Raw genomic sequence first — 16785 nt, 5'->3', positions numbered from 1 at the left:
CCGGGGATACGACGGCGGGTCAGCGTTTGCGCGAGAAGGCCTCGAGGCGCTGGTCCGGGCTGAGGCGCGCCATCTTCTCCAGCCATGCCCGTGAGAAGTGATCACCGGTCGGTGCGTCCGTCACGGGCACCACTGTGTGCGTGATCGTCTCGGGACGCACATGCACGATCTGAAAAGCCTGTGCGGCATCCATGCCGTTCACGTCGGCGGCAGGGCGGGCGACGTTCATCGTGTAGCAGGTCGCCGAGGACACGCTCACCGGCACCCCCGCGAAGGTGCCGTGCGACGAGTAGTGCAGGTGTCCGGCGAGGATGCCGCGCACGTCGGTGTCGCGGATGACCGCTGCGAGTTCGTCCTGGTGCCGCAGTTCGAGGATGTCGAAGAGCGGAAGGTGGCTCGGCAGCGGCGGGTGATGCATCGCGAGCAGAGTGCCGTGCGGCGCCGGTTCGCGCAGAACCTCTGCCAACCACGAGAGCTGATCTGCGTCCAGGTCACCGTGATGCCACCCCGGCACACTCGTGTCGAGCGCGATCAGCCGCAGCCCGTCGAGGTCCCATACTCCCGTCACCGGCTCCTGGGTCGGGGGCAGGTCGAGCAGCCCCTCACGCAGCGCAGGGCGCTCGTCGTGGTTACCGGCCACCCAGACGACGGTCGTCCCGAGCTCTCGGGCGACGGGCTCCACCGCGAGGCGGAGTCGCCGGTAGGCATCCGGCTCCCCCAGATCCGTCAGATCACCGGTGATGACGATGGCCGCCGGGTGCGGATGCACGACCCTGATCGCCTCGAGAGTGCGGGCGAAATTCGATTCGACGTCGTAGCGTCCGCCGAGCCGCACTCCCCCCGCCAGGAAGTGCGGGTCGCTCACGTGGATCACGACATGACTTGCGGGCTCATGTCGACCGAAGACGAACTCGCTGTCGGAAGGCGCTGACATGCTCTCAGCCTAGGCCGCATGGCGACATCGGACCATGACGGCTCCACGTCAGCTGTAGTAGTCGCGATAGTGTGCTCGGATGGCGAAGAACGAGGCACGGCGAAGGATCATCGCGGATGCGGGCTTGACCGTCCTGGCGACGGACGGTTCTCGCGGGCTCACACATCGCGCCGTCGACACCGTGGCCGGTGTGCCGTCGGGGACCACGTCGAACTACTTCCGCAGCCGGGACGCACTCGTCGAAGGCCTCGTCGAGCGGATCGGCGAACGCCTCGCCCCGAGCGATGCCGACCTCGCCCGAAGGTCGACCGCGCAGCCCAGCAGGGAGCTCTTCGCCGACTACGTGAGAGATATCGTCAGGCGTCTGACCGACGACCGCGATGTCACGCTGGCGCTGTTCGAGCTGCGACTCGAGAGCAGCCGGCGCCCCGAAGTCGGCGCCCTCCTGGGTGCGTGGCAGAGAGCGGGGCTCGACGCCGACGTCGCATTCAACTCGGCAGCCGGTCTCCCGGGGGGTCGACGCGAGATCGCACTCTTCCACTACGCGATCGACGGGCTCCTGCTCGATCGGCTGACGACTCCGATCGATCCCGGAACGTCGACCGACGAGATCGTCGACGACCTGGTCGCCGGCCTCCTGCGCTGAATCCGGTCGATGCCGGACGTCGCGGTCAGTGCCCGACGACGATGATCAGGATGCCGGCCACCACAGCGACTGCGCAGAGCGCGAAGCACCCGTAAGCGCCGTATAGCGCGATGCGTCGCTGTCCCTCGGTGAGTGGACTCTTCCTCGCCGCCTTGGCCGCCTGCTTCGCCGCCCGCTTGAGTTCCTTCTCGGAGATCACGGTGATGGCGTCGGTGAACGCCGCCGGACTCACGACCGGCGCATGGCCGCTGCGGACCAGCAGTCGAAGGCCGAACGCGTAGAACGTCACGACCGCGCAGGCTCCGATCAGAGCCGCGAGGAACACCTGGACGAATGCGCCCCAGTCGATGCCGACACTCACTTCGACTCCTCGCTGTCCGCCTTCTCAGGGCTGTCGGTCTTCGTCACGGCGCCCGTCTTCGGCGCCTTCTTCGCGGCCTTCGCCTCCGCCTTCGCCTTCGCGTCGGCCCGGGCCGCGGCCTTGGCCGTCTCTCGGGCTTCAGCGCGGGCCTTCGCCTCGGCCTTCGCCTCGATGATCCGCTGCTGCCGGCGCGTGGGAGGAGGCGAGTCGGGGTGGTCGATCGCGAGACCCGATTCGGCGACGTCGCTCATCGCGTTCGCCGGGGTCACGGCGTCCTTGCGGGAGCGGAGGAACAGGCCGATGATCACGGCGAGAGCGAGGACCGTGTCGATCGCGATTCCCCAGAGCCCGAGCCACGTGATGAGCAGGGCCGCGAGAGCGCCGACGGCACCTGCCGCCGGAAGCGTGAGGAGCCAGCCGATCGCGATCCGACCGGCGGTCCGCCAGCGAACCGTCGATCCACGGCGACCGAGTCCCGAGCCGATGACCGACCCCGATGCCACCTGGGTGGTCGAGAGCGCGAAGCCGAAGGCGCTGGAGGCCAGGATGGTCGCGGCTGTCGAGCTCTCCGCAGAGAAACCCTGGGCAGGCTTGACCTCGGTCAGGCCCTTGCCCAGCGTGCGGATGATCCGCCACCCGCCGAGGTACGTTCCGAGGGCGATCGTGACCGCACAGGCGATGATGACCCAGAGGTACGGATCCGCCTGCTCGCTGTTCTGCCAACCGACTGTGATGAGGGCGAGGGTGATCACGCCCATCGTCTTCTGGGCGTCGTTCGTGCCGTGCGCGAGTGCCACCAGCGATGAGGTGAAGATCTGGCCCCAGCGGAAGCCGTCCCGCCCATCGGGCTTGCCGTCATAGCGCCGAGTGATCGAGTAGGCCAGCTTGGTCGCGGCGAACGCGATGACGCCTGCCGTCAGAGGGGCGATGAGCGCGGGGAGGATGATCTTCGACAGCACCATGCCGAAGTCGATGCCGCCGACCCCGACGCCGACCAGCGTGGCACCGATGAGTCCGCCGAAGAGCGCGTGGGACGAACTCGAAGGCAGGCCCAGCAGCCAGGTCAACATGTTCCAGGTGATCGCGCCGATCAGACCGGCGAAGATCATCGGGAGGAACACGTCGCCTTGGATGGTGTCCTCGCGGATGATCCCGTGCGACACGGTCTTGGAGACCTCCGTCGAGAGGAATGCGCCGACGAGGTTCAGCACTGCCGCGAGAAGGACAGCTGTCTTGGGCTTGAGCGCACCTGTCGCGATGGGCGTGGCCATCGCGTTGGCCGTGTCGTGAAACCCGTTGGTGAAGTCGAAGAAGAGTGCCAGCACGATAACCAGCACGACGATGAGGGCTGCGGTTTCCACCGTTCGCTTTCGGTCGTTGAGGAAGAAAGGAGAGGTGTCGACGGGATCGACGTGACGAACGAAGAGTTCACCGTGGGTTTTACTTCCGTTAACCGGCCCCGGTAGATCCTCCCACCCTCCCGGGTACCGGTCAACTCGACCTGGGCTAGCGTGGAACTCGTGACTGATGCCCCGATCGCAGACCGCCGCTCGACCCTCCGCACGCACCACGGCGACACATTCGATGATCCTTATGAATGGCTCCGCGAGAAGGACTCCGGCGAGGTGATCGCACACCTCGAAGCCGAGAACACCCACACCGAGGACGAACTCGCCCACCTGGCGGACCTGCGCGAGACGCTGTTCCAGGAGATCAAGGGCCGCGTGCAGGAGACCGACCTGTCCGTCCCCACGCGTCGCGGGAGCTGGTGGTACTACAGCCGCACGGAGGAGGGCGCGCAGTACGGCATCCATTGCCGAACCGCCGCGGGCGAGGACGACTGGACTCCCCCGGTGCTGGAGCCTGGCGTGGCGGTGCCGGGCGAGGCCGTGCTGCTCGACGGCAACGCCGAGGCCGAAGGCCACGAGTTCTTCTCCCTCGGCGCGTTCGACACCTCGGACGATGCGACGAAGCTGCTCTGGGCGACCGACTTCGAGGGCGACGAGCTCTACACGGTCCACGTGCGCGACCTCGTCACCGGCGAGACTCTCGCCGATGAGATCCCCGACACGGGTGGCGCGTTCTTCACGCCCGACGGCACCGGCATCCTCTACACCACCCGTGATGACGCATGGCGCCCCGACACCCTGTGGCTGCATCGCCTCGGCACGCCGGTCTCGGATGACGTGAAGCTCTTCCATGAGCCCGATGAGAAGTACTGGCTCGGCGCCGGCATCACCCGCAGCCGCAAGTACCTCGTGATCGCTGTCGGATCGAGCATCACAAGCGAGGAGTACCTCGTCGATCTCTCGGGCGATCTGACCGCCGCACCTCAGGTCGTGTGGCCACGCCGAGAGGGCGTCGAGTACTCGCTCGAGCACGCGGTGGTCGGCGGCGAGGACCGCCTGTTCATCCTGCACAACGACGAGGCCCTGGACTTCGAGCTCGTCTCGGTCTCAGCATCCGACCCTCAGGGAGACCGTCGCGTGGTCCTGGCGCATGAGCCCGGCCGCCGGCTGCTCGGGATGGACGCGTTCCGCGACTTCGCGACGGTGGAGTACCGCCGCGAAGGGCTCGAGCGTGTCGGGCTCCTCGACTACGCCACGGATGCGGTGGAGGACATCGTCTTCCAGGAACCCCTGTACTCTGCGGGCGTCAGCGGCAATCCGGAGTGGCATTCACCCTTCCTTCGACTCGGATACACGTCGTTCGTGACCCCGGGAACCGTCTACGAGCTGAACCTCGCCACCCGCGAGCTCCACCTGCGCAAACAGGTCACCGTGCTCGGCGGGTACGACCCCCTCGACTACGGCCAGAAGCGCGACTGGGCCACGGCAGCGGACGGCACGCGCGTGCCGATCTCGCTCGTCTGGAATCGCTCATTCGGCGAGCCGGGCTCCGAGGCGCGACCTGTGCACCTCTACGGCTACGGCTCGTACGAGCACTCGATCGATCCCGGTTTCTCGGTCGCACGCCTTTCAGAACTCGATCGAGGGATCGTCTTCGCCGTCGCACACGTCCGCGGCGGCGGTGAGATGGGCCGGCAGTGGTACGAGGACGGGAAGCTGCTGAACAAGCGCAACACCTTCACCGACTTCGTCGCATGCGCCGAGCACCTCATCGAGCAGGGCGTCACGACTCCCGAGCGCCTGGTCGCCGAGGGGGGAAGCGCCGGCGGACTGCTCATGGGGGCGGTGACGAACCTCGCTCCCGAACTGTTCGCCGGTGTGCTGGCGGCTGTGCCGTTCGTCGATGCGCTCACGACGATCCTCGACCCCTCGCTCCCCCTGACCGTGATCGAGTGGGACGAATGGGGCGATCCGCTGCACGGCGCCGACGTCTACGAGTACATGAAGTCGTACTCGCCGTACGAGAACGTTCGCGACGGGGTGCGCTACCCGCGCATCCTCGCCGTGACCTCGCTCAACGACACCCGAGTCCTCTACGTCGAGCCCGCGAAGTGGATCGCAGCCCTGCGCGTCGCCGGCGCGACCGACGCGCTGCTCAAGTGCGAGATGGTCGCCGGACACGGCGGTGTCAGCGGTCGGTACAACTCGTGGAAGGAGCGCGCTTTCGAGCTCGCCTGGATCCTCGACACTGTCGGGCTCGCCGCGGACTGACGCTCCACACTCGGTGATCTGAGTTCAGGGCGACGGGCTGAGATCAGGACGCACCACACAGCATCAGCCTGATCTGGCACTGTTGTCCTGCTTCCGACAGCTGCACTCGCTCCTGCACATTCGGCGATTGATCCGATTCGATACACATCAGAGCCGCCTGGCCCCATGAGAGGGCGTGCGGCTGCAGAGTGACTGGATGCGACTGGAGGACTGGCTTCGCGAGCGCGACGGAGCAGCACACACCACGGAGATCTACGCGGCCGGATTCAGCAGACACGCTGTCGCCTCGGCTGTCGACTCCGGGCGGATGCTGCGGCTCCGCCGCTCTTGGATCGCATCGAGGACATGCGATCCAGCGGTTCTCGCAGCCGTCGGCGTCAGCGGGCGTCTCACGTGCGTGACCGCCGCACGACGACTCGCGCTGTGGACGCCGGCTACCGCCGAGATCCACATCGCCGTCGCTCCGAATGCGGCGCGATTGGACTCAGCCGGCCTGCACGTGCACTGGTCATCTGGACCGGCACCGACCGGACCACACGCTGTCCTGGATCCGCTGATCAACGTGCTGCATCACGTCGCGCGATGCCAGGAGCCCGCCACGGCGCTCGCCGTCTGGGAGTCCGCACTCAACAGGCGCCTGATCGCCCCGGAAGTACTGAGCCGCATCGAATGGCGCAGCGCGCGAGCATCACGCATCGCTGCGGTCGCTGACGTCCTGTCCGATTCCGGGCTCGAGACCCACTTCGTCATACTGATGCGCTCGATCGGGGTGGTCGTCGTCCAGCAGGTATGGATCGACGGGCACCCGCCGGATGCCCTGATCGGTGATCGCCTCGCGGTCCAGTTGGACGGATTCGCCCACCACAGCAGTGCCCAGGATCGACGGCGCGATATCGAGGCAGACGCGCGATTGCGCGTGCGCGGCTACACCGTGCTCCGATTCGACTACCACCAGGTGCTGTTCCAACCACAACTGGTCCTGAACGTGATGCGTACGGCGATCGCCCAGCAGTTGCATCGGCGGGGATGAGTCGCGTCACCAACCGAGTTCAGGACAACCGCCTGAGATCAGGAGACTTCAATCGGAATCCTCCTGATTCACGTCGGTGGCCCTGGTCTCGCGTCGACGCCCGTGCGGACTGACGGGGAACTGCTCCGGCATCAGCCGAAGAGCGCTGCAGCCTCGTCGTAACGGCTGCGGGGAACCGTGTTCAGCTCGCCCAGTGCCTCTGCGAACGGGACGCGGACGATATCGGTGCCCTGCATCGCGACCATCTGGCCCCATGCCTTCTCGACGATCGCGTCTGCCGCGTGGAGTCCGAGGCGGGTGGCGAGCACACGGTCGAACGCTGACGGCGATCCGCCCCGCTGGATGTGCCCGAGGATCGTCGCGCGCGTCTCGATGCCCGTGATGCGCTCGATCGCAGGAGCGAGCTGGTCGCCGATGCCGCCCAGACGAGGGCGGTTGAACGCATCGAGGCCCTTGTCGCTGTAGGCCTCGTCCATTCCGAGCAGCTTGAACCCCTCGGAGACGACGACGAGCGGCGCACGCCCGCGGTCGTGCGCGCTCGAGACGAGTGCGGTGATGTCGTCGATGGACATCGGCACCTCGGGGATGCAGATCGCATGCGCGCCCGCTGCCATGCCCGCGTGCAGAGCGATCCAGCCGACGTGACGGCCCATGACCTCGGCCACCATACAGCGCTGGTGGGAGTCGCCGGTGGTGCGCAGGCGGTCCATCGCGTCCGTGGCGATGTTGACAGCCGTGTCGAATCCGAAGGAGTAGTCCGTGGCGCGAAGGTCGTTGTCGATCGTCTTCGGCACGCCGATGACGTTGATGCCATCCTTGGCGAGGCGGTCGGCCGCTGCGAGGGTGCCCTCGCCGCCGATCGCGATGATGCCGTCGATCTTGTGCCCGTAGAGCGTCTTGGCGATGTTCTCGGCGCCACCACGTTCCCCCTCGTAGGGGTTGGTACGGCTGGTGCCGAGGATCGTGCCGCCGACCTTCGACAGGCCCTTCACCTCATGCCGCGTGAGGGGGAAGAAGTCGCCGTCGACCACGCCTCGCCAGCCGTCGCGGATGCCGACGAACTCGAGGTCGTAGGTGGTGGTGCCCTTGAGCACGATGCCGCGGATGACCGCGTTGAGTCCGGGGCAGTCGCCGCCGCTCGTCAGAATGCCGATCTTCATGCTTGCCTCAGACGGTTCAGTGGAAGGGGGAACAGGCGACGGTGCCTGCGATCGACACTAGCGCTCCGAACCGACCGGGCGCCATTCGAGGCGATGAAAACCGGTGATCTTGCGGGTGATCCGAGACGATTCGTGACAAATGAGAAAGCAGGTCGCTCATCACGAGAAATCGGCGTCAAGAACCGAGGTTCTTAACGCCGATCTCCGTGGCATCACGCAGGGCTCAGACGGCTCCGAGAGCCTCTCGGAGCAGATGCATGAGAGCACCGAGCTGCACGGGCTCGGCAGCAGCCTCATCGAGAGCTTCGCCGTCGAGTGCACGCGCTGCGAGCCCCTGCTTCTGATCGATGAGCTCCGCGATCTTCGCGTCGATCGTGTGGGCCGCGATGATCCGCCAAGCGGTCACGGGCTCATCCTGTCCGATGCGGTGCACGCGATCGATCGCCTGCGTCTGCTCCGCCGCAGTCCACGACAGCTCGGCCAAGACGACGTTCGATGCCGCCTGCAGGTTCAGGCCGACGCCGGCAGCGGTCAACGAGCACACCGCGATGCCCACCGAAGGGTCGCTGTTGAAGTCGTCGATCGCCTGCTGGCGCGTGGTCGAGGTCTGGTCACCGCGGATGGAGACCGACCGGATGCCGGCGGAGGCGAAGTGCGCCTCTGCCTGGTCCATCACATCGATGTGCTTCGCGAAGAACACGACCTTGCCCACCGAACGCTGGAGCTGGGCCGCGTAATCGGCCGCGAGATGCGCCTTCGCCTGACCGATGCGGCGCACCATGGTGAAGACGTTGTCGCCGCCGGTGCCGGCGGCCTTCGACTCCTCGAGCTCGTTCTGAGCGACCAGACGCACGATGTCCTGGTCGATCTCGCCCGGTGCGAGTCCGCGGTCCCCTCGGGCCTCGATGATCCGCCGGTATCGAGCGGCGAGCCGCTCGCCCAGCTCGCGCTCGGCCTGACGGATGCCGCGCCCGAACTCATCGTCCAGCTGCACGGGCAGATCGGCGATGAGCTTGTCGGGCAGATCGGCTGCGACGTCCTTCTTCTTGCGCCGGACGATCCCCATCGAGATCACGGCTTCACGCGCTTCCGGGTAGAACGCCTTGTCGGCAGGCGTGAAGCCGGTCGCATCGAGCTTCTCCATCAGCTCCGGCCCCGGCTTCTCACCTGTGGTCCAGCCGAGGAAGCGCCAGATCGCATCGAAGTCCTCGACGTCGTTGATCAGCGGCGTGCCCGTGAGCGCGAGCATCAACGGGTTGCCGCCGGGTGTCCGCTCGCGCACACGGTTCGCGAGCGACAGCACGTTCTGCGAACGCTGAGAGCTGAGGTTCTTGATGAAGTGGGCCTCGTCGACGACCATGCCGCGAAGACCGATCGACGCGAGCCACGACATGTGACGGTCGAGGATCTCGTAGTTCACGATGAACACGTCGGCGAACGCGTCGATGTCGGTGCCATCACCCTGGATCACCGTCGCCCTGCGTTGCGGAGTCCACCGCTCGACCTCTCGCGCCCAGTTCATCTTGACGACGTTGGGAACGACGACGAGCAGCGGGTAGGCGCCGGCGACGGATGCGGCGAGAACCGACTGCGCGGTCTTGCCGAGGCCTGGTTCGTCGGCGAGCAGGAAGCTCCGGTGTCCTTCGCGCACCGCTTCGAGGAAGCGCGACTGGTGCACCATGACCTCGAGGCCCTTGGGCGAGAGGTGATCGTACTCGGGAGCCGGCGGCAGGTCCATGCTCGCGGCTCCTCCCCCGGCTCCGGTCTCGAATGCCTTGTACAGGGGCCCCATCAGCTCCCAGCCGTCCAGGCGTCGACGAGGGGTCGTGGTGGCACGCGGGGTGAGATCCGGGGCGAGGAACGGGTTCGCCAGCTGACGCGCCTCGACGGAGGGCGGCGTCACCTGGCGCTCCGCGATCCCGGCGGACACCATCGGCGTCTGCACGGGGGCGACGTCGGCGATGATGAGCTCTTCGGGGGCCAGTTCGGCACCGGACTCGAGCAGCCAGTCGCGTCGCATGCGCTTCGCAACGGGCGAGGTCGCCTGATCGGCTTCGAGGAGCTGGATCAGCGATGTGTCGCGTGCTGCCGTCTTCGCCAGGATCGTGGCCACGCCGTCGAGGCGCTTGAGCAGCTCGGCACGCGCGGCGTCGGCGATCTCGGGATCGGCCTTGACTCTCGCGCGCTCCTCGCGCACCAGGAACGCGATGACCTGGAACTTGACCCGGTTGGTGGGCCCGAGCTTTCCTCGCTGCGACTTCGCCTCGATCTCACGCACCTTGCGGGCGAGAATCGGGATGAGGGGTGCCTCATCATCGCGACGAGATGTCTTCTTGCGCCGTGTTGCGGCGGTTGCCGTGGTCGGCATGCTCCTCCTGAGCGTGAAGGCCGGAGCATCCATGGGATGAGTCGGCCGTTCTCGGTGTCCGCGTGTGGCGTGAGCCAGGACCGTACGAACAGTATTTCCGGTGATCGTCTACGAGCGAATGTCGCTCGAGGATCAAGGACCACCGAGACCCATTCTATGCCATGCGGCCTGAGCGACGCAGATCAGGACACGCAGAGTTCGGGCGGAGTTCAGCGGGAGCGACGCGACAGCACGCTCTCGGCATCCGTCACGTCGGAAGCCATCTGCGTCTTCAGCTTCTCGATCCCCTCGAACGCGACCATGCCGCGCAGACGCTCCACGAACTCGACGGTCACGTCGTGACCGTACAGGTCGAGATCTGTCTCGCCGATCACGTGCGCCTCGACCTGCCGCTCGAGCACATCGTCGAACGTGGGGTTCGTGCCCACCGAGATGGCTGCTCGATGCCGGAGTCCGGTCTCATGGTCGACGAGCCAACCGGCGTACACCCCGTCGGCAGGGACGAACGAGTCGACCGATGCCGAGAGGTTCGCGGTGGGGAAACCGAGTTCCCGTCCGCGCTTGAGTCCATGCACGACCTCGCCGCGCACATCGACATTGCGGTCGAGCACGCGTGCCGCGGCAGTGACGTCGCCGGCCATCAGGAGTTCTCGGATCCATGTCGACGAGACTCGGCGGTCCGACCCGTCGAGGAACACGTCGTCCACGACCTCGACGGTGAAGCCGTACTTCGGCCCCAGTTCTCTGAGTAGCTCGGGGTCACCTGCTCCGCCCCTGCCGAACCGGAAGTCCTCTCCCACGAGGATCGTGGACACATGGAGCGCACCGGTCAGGATGCCGGCGACGAAGTCCTCGGCGCTGCGCGCCGCGAACTCCTCATCGAAGGTCAGAAGCAGCGTGGCATCGAGCTCGAGCTCGCTCAGCAGTTCGAGCTTGCGGCCCACGGTGACCACGTTCTCGGGGCAGCGATCCGGTCGGAGCACGGCGAGCGGGTTGCGGTCGAAGGTGACTGCCACGGCCCGGACTCCCGACTGCGCCGCGATCTCCTTCAGGCGCCGGATCACCGCTCGGTGACCGGCATGCACGCCGTCGAACTTGCCGATGGCCACCGCTGAGGGGCCGAAGCCGGCGGGCACCTCGCTCGGGTCCCGGAAGACGATCATGCGTCGACCTCGGCGCGGAGAGATGGCTGTGCCTCGCGGGCCGGCCGATGGGTGCGCAGCCACCAGATGCCGAAGACCGGCAGCACGAGCGGGATGAACAGGTATCCGCGCCCGAACATCGACCAGACGGTGTCGTGCGGGAACAGTTCGGGGAAGAAGATGCTGAGCGAACCGACCACCAGGACTCCGGCGAGCTCGAAGACGATCGCCACCCACGCCACCGCGTACCAGCCGCGACGACTCGCGAGAACGAGCGCCAGAGTGGCGAGGATGTACACGACTGCGGCGAGTGCCGAGAGTGTGTAGGCAAGCGGTGCCTCGCCGAACTGTCGGAAGATCTGCACGAAGCTTCGACCGGTCGCCGCCAGCGCCATCACGGCGTAGACGATCACGAGGACACGGCCGATGCCGGTCATGCGGGAGGTGGGAACGGTGGTGCTCATAGCGTCCCCCATTCTAGATCCGGGCGGGAGGACTCGGATGCGCGCTCGACCGGCTCAGGCGACCTGGATGGTCCAGATGACGTGCATACGCCAGACCATGATCGCGACGGCGAGAGCAGCGACACCGAGGATCACGGTGCTCCAGCGACTGCGCTCCATCAGCGCCCACAGCACGGCACCCACGGGCAGGAGCACCGCAGACACGAGGTAGACCCAGTACTCGAGCAGATCACCCGTAGGAGGGTTTCCTGCCAACGGCGCCACGATCGCGACCACCACCTGGACGACGAGGAGCAGTTCGACCAGCGCGAGCGCTCCGACGGTGTAGTCGCTCGGACGCCGACCGGCCAGACCGAGCACGACGCAGAACACGCCAGCAGCGGCCGCGACCGCCACCTGGGCGATGGTCAGCCAGAGGATCATCCGACTGCCTCCGGCATGTTCATGGCGCTCTTGAGATCGGCCCCGCGTCTTTCGACGACTCCGACGAGGACGCCGTCCTCATCGATCGCGGCCGCCAGGGAGCCGGTCATCCGATCGGCTTGTCCGATCAGCCTCTTACCGTGACGGAGGTCTCTCGCTTCCTCGGTCGACACCGGCAGCGGATCGAGGACCCGCGCGGCCGCCGCGGCCGGGGTCAGCAGCGCCGTCTCCACGACATCGTCGACCTTCACCGCATCTGCGACGTCGAAGTCGCCGACGCGTGAGCGCCGAAGAGCTGTGAGGTGCCCACCGACACCGAGGGCGGCACCCAGATCACGAGCGAGCGAGCGGATATAGGTGCCGGAGGAGCAGTCGACGACGACGTCGAGGTCCAGAGACCCTGCGGTCGAGCGCTCGGCGATGACCTCGAAGCGCGAGACGGTGACATCGCGCGCGGCCAGCACGACCTCTTCCCCTGCGCGCACGCGGTCGTACGCGCGGCGTCCGTCGACCTTGATCGCCGACACCGAACTCGGCACCTGCGAGATCGCCCCGGTGAGTGCCCGGATCCCGGCGGACACGCGGTCGGGGGTGACCGAGTCCCAGGACTCCGCAGCGGCCCGCGTCAGGATCTCGCCATCGGCGTCGTCCGTGTCCGTCGTCTGCCCGAGACGGATCGTGGCCTCGTAGGTCTTGTCGGCTCCCACGATGTAGGTCAGCAGTCGCGTCGCGCCCTCGACGCCGATCACGAGCAGACCGGTTGCCATGGGGTCGAGGGTTCCCGCATGCCCGACCTTGCGGGTGCCGAGTGCACGCCGGGTGCGTGCGACGACGTCGTGGCTGGTCAGTCCAGCTGGTTTGTCGACGAGGAGGATGCCGGGCGAGACCATCTCTCAAGCCTACGATGCGTGCGAGCGCTTCATCGCACGCACGCACGCCGACCATGCCCCCTGGTCCCTCCTAGGGGATCCCTGTTCGCCTAGGCTGTCGAGGTGCCTTCGACATCGCGTCCCGCCGCCGAGGTGGCTCTGCCTCTTGCGCACTGGTATCGACGCGCGGCACGCGATCTGCCGTGGAGGCGCCCGCGATTCCATGAGGACTTCGGCGCCTGGGGCACGCTGGTCAGCGAGTTCATGCTGCAGCAGACCCCCGTGAACCGGGTGATTCCGCACCTCGAGGCGTGGCTCGACAGGTGGCCCACCCCCGCTGCGATGGCTGCCGCCTCGACCTCCGACGTGCTGCAGCAATGGGCCAACCTCGGCTATCCCCGCCGCGCCCTGTGGTTGCACCGCGCTGCCGTCGAGATCACGGAACGACATGGCGGAATCGTCCCCGAGGACGTGGACGACCTGCTCAGGCTCTCGGGAATCGGCGACTACACAGCAAGAGCGGTGGCCGTCTTCGCCTACGGAGCTCGACACCCCGTCGTCGACACGAACACACGACGCGTGATGGCACGGGCGATCCTCGGACAGGCGCAGCCGGGCCCTCCCTCGCGCCGCGATCTGGAGCTGATGGATTCGCTGCTCCCCGCCGATGTGGCGGATTCCGCCGTGTTCAACGCTGCGGCGATGGAGCTGGGCGCGACCGTCTGCACGGCGAGGTCGCCGCGCTGCGATATATGCCCTCTGGTCGACGGGTGCGCGTGGGTGGCTGCGGGGCGGCCGGACACCGGCGACACCCGTAGGCGTCAAGCCGCCTTCGAGGGCTCCGACCGTCAGGCCCGCGGAGCAGTGCTCCGGATCCTGCGAGCCGCGGCACCTGAGCCCGTTCTGATCGACTCCGTGCTCGCCGAGTGGCCGGATGCTCTTCAGCGCGACCGTGCGATCGACTCTCTCATCGTCGACGGCCTCGCCGAAGCCGATGGAGAGATGCTGTCGCTCCCCCGCTGATCATGCGGGTCAGATGAACTGCCCGATGCGGTGGGCGAGCACCGTGAGCTCGACGCGGGTCCGCACTTCGAGCTTCGCGAAGACGCGGCCCAGATGCACTTCCACCGTGCGCACCGACACATGGAGCGAGTCGGCGATGTCGCGGTTCGAGGCACCGCCGACCGCCAGCATCGCGACTTCGAGCTCGCGAGCGGTCAGCATCGACTCCCAGACTCGCCGGCACGCCGACAGCGGGTCGCCGAGGACGCTGACCCCGTCCGCCCTCTCCACCCGTTCGAGACGCACCGAGATGGCCCTCGCCCAGGCGGTCGCACCGGAGACCTCCAGAAGGTTCCGTGCCATCGACAGATGCTCTCGGCCGAGTTCGAGATCGCCCTTGATCAGCGACTTCGTGCCGATCATCGCTTCGACTCGCCCGCGTGAGAACGGCGAGGTCAAGGTGCGAGCGGCAGCGACGACGAGCGGACGCTCGACGCGCCATTCATCGTCCGAGCAGCTGGTGATCTGCACCCGCAGTCGCTGGGCGAGCGCGATCTCGGGCGGCTCGATCCGACGAGGGGTCCACGATGCGCCATGCGTGACGACGATGGCCTCCTCGAGTCCGGGAACCGACAGCGTCGGCTGCGGGGCGCCGCGATCTCTCCAGAGCCGCATGCACGCCGCCGCCTCGGCTGAGTGCCCTGACAGGAACGCCTCGATGCCTCGATCCACAAGCTGATCGATGCGGAGAGGGGCGGGAAGCGCAGCAGTGAGAGCCCTCGCGATCGGCCCCAGCCGACCGAGAACCGCGAGGTCGAGGCGCCGAGCGATCACGACGCCGAGCCCGGCGAACGGCACGGCGACGGGCAGTTCGATGGCCGCACGCATCATCCTGTCGCGCGCAGCTCCGATGTCACCACGCCACATCAGCAGCAGCACCTCGACCACCGCTCGATACGCCGCGATGAGAGGGCTGAGCTCGAAACCGGCCACGAACGGGTCCACTCCCCCGCCGACCGGCGAGTCTCCCGCTGCAAGCAGGCTGAGGCCCCTGTCGACGTCCCCGTCCAGCGCGGCCTGCAGAGCGCGGAGCATGCCTCCGGTGAGCGGACCCGCGCCGCGCACATGGTCGATCTCGCCGTCGCCCATGACGAGCCAGGCGAGAGCGATCACCGGGTCCCGAAGATCCTGGTCAGCGTCGACCCGCGCACTCGACGTCCGCAGAGCTTCGAGCCACGACCGCATCCCCCGGCGGTCACCGCGCTCGGCACACAGCATCGCTGCGAACGCCGTGGACCGTGCCCACGAGTACCAATGCTCGGCATCATCGACGCGAGGCTGGACCGCGCTCATGTCGACCTCAGGCACACCGCCGCGGAGATGCGCCTCGGCGACCAGCCACCCGCCGAGACCTTGCAGACGATAGAGCTCTGCGCCGTTCGGAAAGAGACTCCCCAGTCGTCTCGCCGCCTCGACGGCGTAGCCTGCGGCGATCGCTGCGACACCGGCCACGAGAGTCGCCTCATCCCGCTCCACGCCGCTCGAGTGCGCCGCGGCCTCGGCCGCGAGGTGGAAAGCCCGCTCGCTCAGGCCCGCCTCCGAATGCGCTCTGGCGATTCGGGTGAGCTCGTCGGCGGTCACGGGCTCCCCGTGCATCGCTGCACGAGCACCATGCCAGTCGGCGTCGACCCGCTCACCACGTTCATCGAAGAGCCTGCTCAATCTCGCGTGCACCGAGGCGGCCGCGGCCGACGCCGTCGTCGCGCGCAACCAGATCGCCAGCCGAGGGTCGGCGAGGCGGACTCGACCCGCGTGGATGTCGAGAAGCGCTCCGAGCGGACCTCGGGTGAGCTCTGCGGCGGACCGACCCGCGAAATCCACCAGCGGGTCGAGCCTGTCGTCGAGCCGCAGCGACACGGCGACGAGGACCTCACGGTCTCGATCATCGAGCTCCAACTGAGCGAACAGCGCCTCGACCGATGGCACCATCGGCAACGGCGACGGGAGCGCGCTGAGACCGTGGCGCTGAGCAGCGTCGAGACGAGCGGCGACCGCCAGGATCGTGTGCGGATCTTCTGACAGCTCGAACGCGAGTCGCGCCGCGACATGCGGCGCGCAACTCAGGTCGTTCTCGAGCAGGTCGTCGAGGATCTTCTCGACAGCCGCAGGCGCGACTGCTGCCGCCCCCAGCGCACGCGAAACGTCGATGTCGAACCCCCCAGTCCCCGCGGGCGAACGCCCGTCGAGCTGAGGTTATCAAGACAGTCGGACCCGCAGACGAGGGCTCCGATATTCAGGACTTCGTGTCGTCGTCTTCCTGGCGGAGGTACGGGTCCGCTTCGCCCGCGTGGGATGCCGAGGACGCGAGCCTCGCCACCTCGGCGTCTCGCTGCTGCGCTTCGCGCAGGAGAGCCGAGATGTGGTCGGCGTTCTCGGGCAGTGCATCCGGGATGAACTCGAGCGTGGGCACGAGGCGCGTGCTGAGCTGCTTCCCAACCTCGCTGCGCAGCATTCCGGTGGCGGAGGTCAGAGCCTCGCCACTGGAGAGACGTTCCTCTTCGGTGCCGAGCACCGTATAGAAGACGGAGGCATGCTGCAGGTCTCCTGTGACACGGACATCCGTGATCGTGACGAAGCCGAGGCGCGGGTCTCGCAGCCCCTTCTCGAGCCGCTCCGCAAGGATCACTCGAATGCGATCAGCAAGTCGGGCCTGTCGTTCACCAGCCATTGTTCTCTCCCTCTACGTACTCTTCGGGCGAGGATGCA

At 67.3% G+C, this 16785-nt stretch carries 15 protein-coding genes; 4 read left to right on the top strand and 11 right to left on the bottom strand.

Annotation, left to right across the window (positions count from 1 at the left end; all coding sequences use genetic code 11):
- Positions 1–19 precede the first annotated feature (19 nt).
- Positions 20–934, bottom strand: a complete 915-nt coding sequence (locus tag ACZ0AA_RS02705; RefSeq protein ID WP_463512073.1) for a metallophosphoesterase — start codon at positions 932–934, stop codon at positions 20–22.
- Between the two features lie 79 nt (positions 935–1013).
- Between ACZ0AA_RS02705 and ACZ0AA_RS02700 the strand changes: the two genes are divergently transcribed.
- On the top strand, positions 1014–1580 hold the full coding sequence (locus ACZ0AA_RS02700) for a TetR/AcrR family transcriptional regulator (protein ID WP_400860842.1): 567 nt from the start codon (positions 1014–1016) through the stop codon (positions 1578–1580).
- 25 nt (positions 1581–1605) lie between these two features.
- Here the strand turns inward: ACZ0AA_RS02700 and ACZ0AA_RS02695 are convergent, their stop codons facing one another.
- Positions 1606–1941, bottom strand: coding sequence for a peptidase (locus ACZ0AA_RS02695; RefSeq protein WP_463512072.1), 336 nt, complete (start codon positions 1939–1941; stop codon positions 1606–1608).
- A complete protein-coding gene (locus ACZ0AA_RS02690) occupies positions 1938–3302 on the bottom strand; it encodes an anion permease (RefSeq protein WP_463512071.1) in 1365 nt (454 codons plus the stop codon). The genes ACZ0AA_RS02695 and ACZ0AA_RS02690 overlap by 4 nt, the downstream gene beginning before the upstream one ends.
- A 159-nt stretch (positions 3303–3461) precedes the next feature.
- Between ACZ0AA_RS02690 and ACZ0AA_RS02685 the strand changes: the two genes are divergently transcribed.
- Positions 3462–5561: a S9 family peptidase gene (locus ACZ0AA_RS02685; RefSeq protein ID WP_463512070.1), complete on the top strand. Its 2100-nt coding sequence runs from the start codon at positions 3462–3464 to the stop codon at positions 5559–5561.
- Positions 5562–5757: 196 nt separating this feature from the next.
- Positions 5758–6591: an endonuclease domain-containing protein gene (locus ACZ0AA_RS02680; RefSeq protein WP_463512069.1), complete on the top strand. Its 834-nt coding sequence runs from the start codon at positions 5758–5760 to the stop codon at positions 6589–6591.
- 131 nt (positions 6592–6722) lie between these two features.
- Here the strand turns inward: ACZ0AA_RS02680 and ACZ0AA_RS02675 are convergent, their stop codons facing one another.
- The 6 genes from ACZ0AA_RS02675 to truB all read right to left on the bottom strand — a co-directional run bounded on the left by ACZ0AA_RS02675 (position 6723) and on the right by truB (position 13038).
- The gene (locus ACZ0AA_RS02675; protein WP_042541814.1) at positions 6723–7751 is read right to left on the bottom strand and encodes an ATP-dependent 6-phosphofructokinase; all 1029 of its coding nucleotides are present in this window, start codon (positions 7749–7751) and stop codon (positions 6723–6725) included.
- Positions 7752–7974: 223 nt separating this feature from the next.
- Positions 7975–10119, bottom strand: coding sequence for a DEAD/DEAH box helicase (locus ACZ0AA_RS02670; RefSeq protein ID WP_400860850.1), 2145 nt, complete (start codon positions 10117–10119; stop codon positions 7975–7977).
- Between the two features lie 209 nt (positions 10120–10328).
- Positions 10329–11282 carry a bifunctional riboflavin kinase/FAD synthetase gene (locus tag ACZ0AA_RS02665; protein WP_400860852.1) on the bottom strand — a complete coding sequence of 318 codons (954 nt, stop codon included), beginning with the start codon at positions 11280–11282 and terminating at the stop codon, positions 10329–10331.
- Positions 11279–11725, bottom strand: coding sequence for a hypothetical protein (locus ACZ0AA_RS02660; protein WP_400860853.1), 447 nt, complete (start codon positions 11723–11725; stop codon positions 11279–11281). Before ACZ0AA_RS02660 ends, ACZ0AA_RS02665 begins: the two co-directional genes overlap by 4 nt.
- 54 nt (positions 11726–11779) lie before the next feature.
- Positions 11780–12148, bottom strand: a complete 369-nt coding sequence (locus ACZ0AA_RS02655; protein ID WP_400860855.1) for a hypothetical protein — start codon at positions 12146–12148, stop codon at positions 11780–11782.
- Positions 12145–13038, bottom strand: coding sequence for a tRNA pseudouridine(55) synthase TruB (gene truB / locus ACZ0AA_RS02650; RefSeq protein WP_400860857.1), 894 nt, complete (start codon positions 13036–13038; stop codon positions 12145–12147). The genes ACZ0AA_RS02655 and truB overlap by 4 nt, the downstream gene beginning before the upstream one ends.
- A gap of 102 nt (positions 13039–13140) precedes the next feature.
- Between truB and ACZ0AA_RS02645 the strand changes: the two genes are divergently transcribed.
- On the top strand, positions 13141–14040 hold the full coding sequence (locus ACZ0AA_RS02645) for an HhH-GPD family protein (RefSeq protein ID WP_400860858.1): 900 nt from the start codon (positions 13141–13143) through the stop codon (positions 14038–14040).
- Between the two features lie 9 nt (positions 14041–14049).
- Here the strand turns inward: ACZ0AA_RS02645 and ACZ0AA_RS02640 are convergent, their stop codons facing one another.
- The gene (locus ACZ0AA_RS02640; RefSeq protein WP_463512068.1) at positions 14050–16008 is read right to left on the bottom strand and encodes a LuxR C-terminal-related transcriptional regulator; all 1959 of its coding nucleotides are present in this window, start codon (positions 16006–16008) and stop codon (positions 14050–14052) included.
- Between the two features lie 304 nt (positions 16009–16312).
- Complete coding sequence (gene rbfA, locus ACZ0AA_RS02635) at positions 16313–16747, bottom strand: 30S ribosome-binding factor RbfA (protein WP_400860861.1); 435 nt, start codon at positions 16745–16747, stop codon at positions 16313–16315.
- Positions 16748–16785: the final 38 nt, after the last annotated feature.

Source organism: Microbacterium sp. AC035 (genome assembly GCF_979258485.1).
The sequence above is the reverse complement of the archived record's forward strand: the minus strand, read 5'-3'. Positions and strand labels throughout refer to the sequence as shown.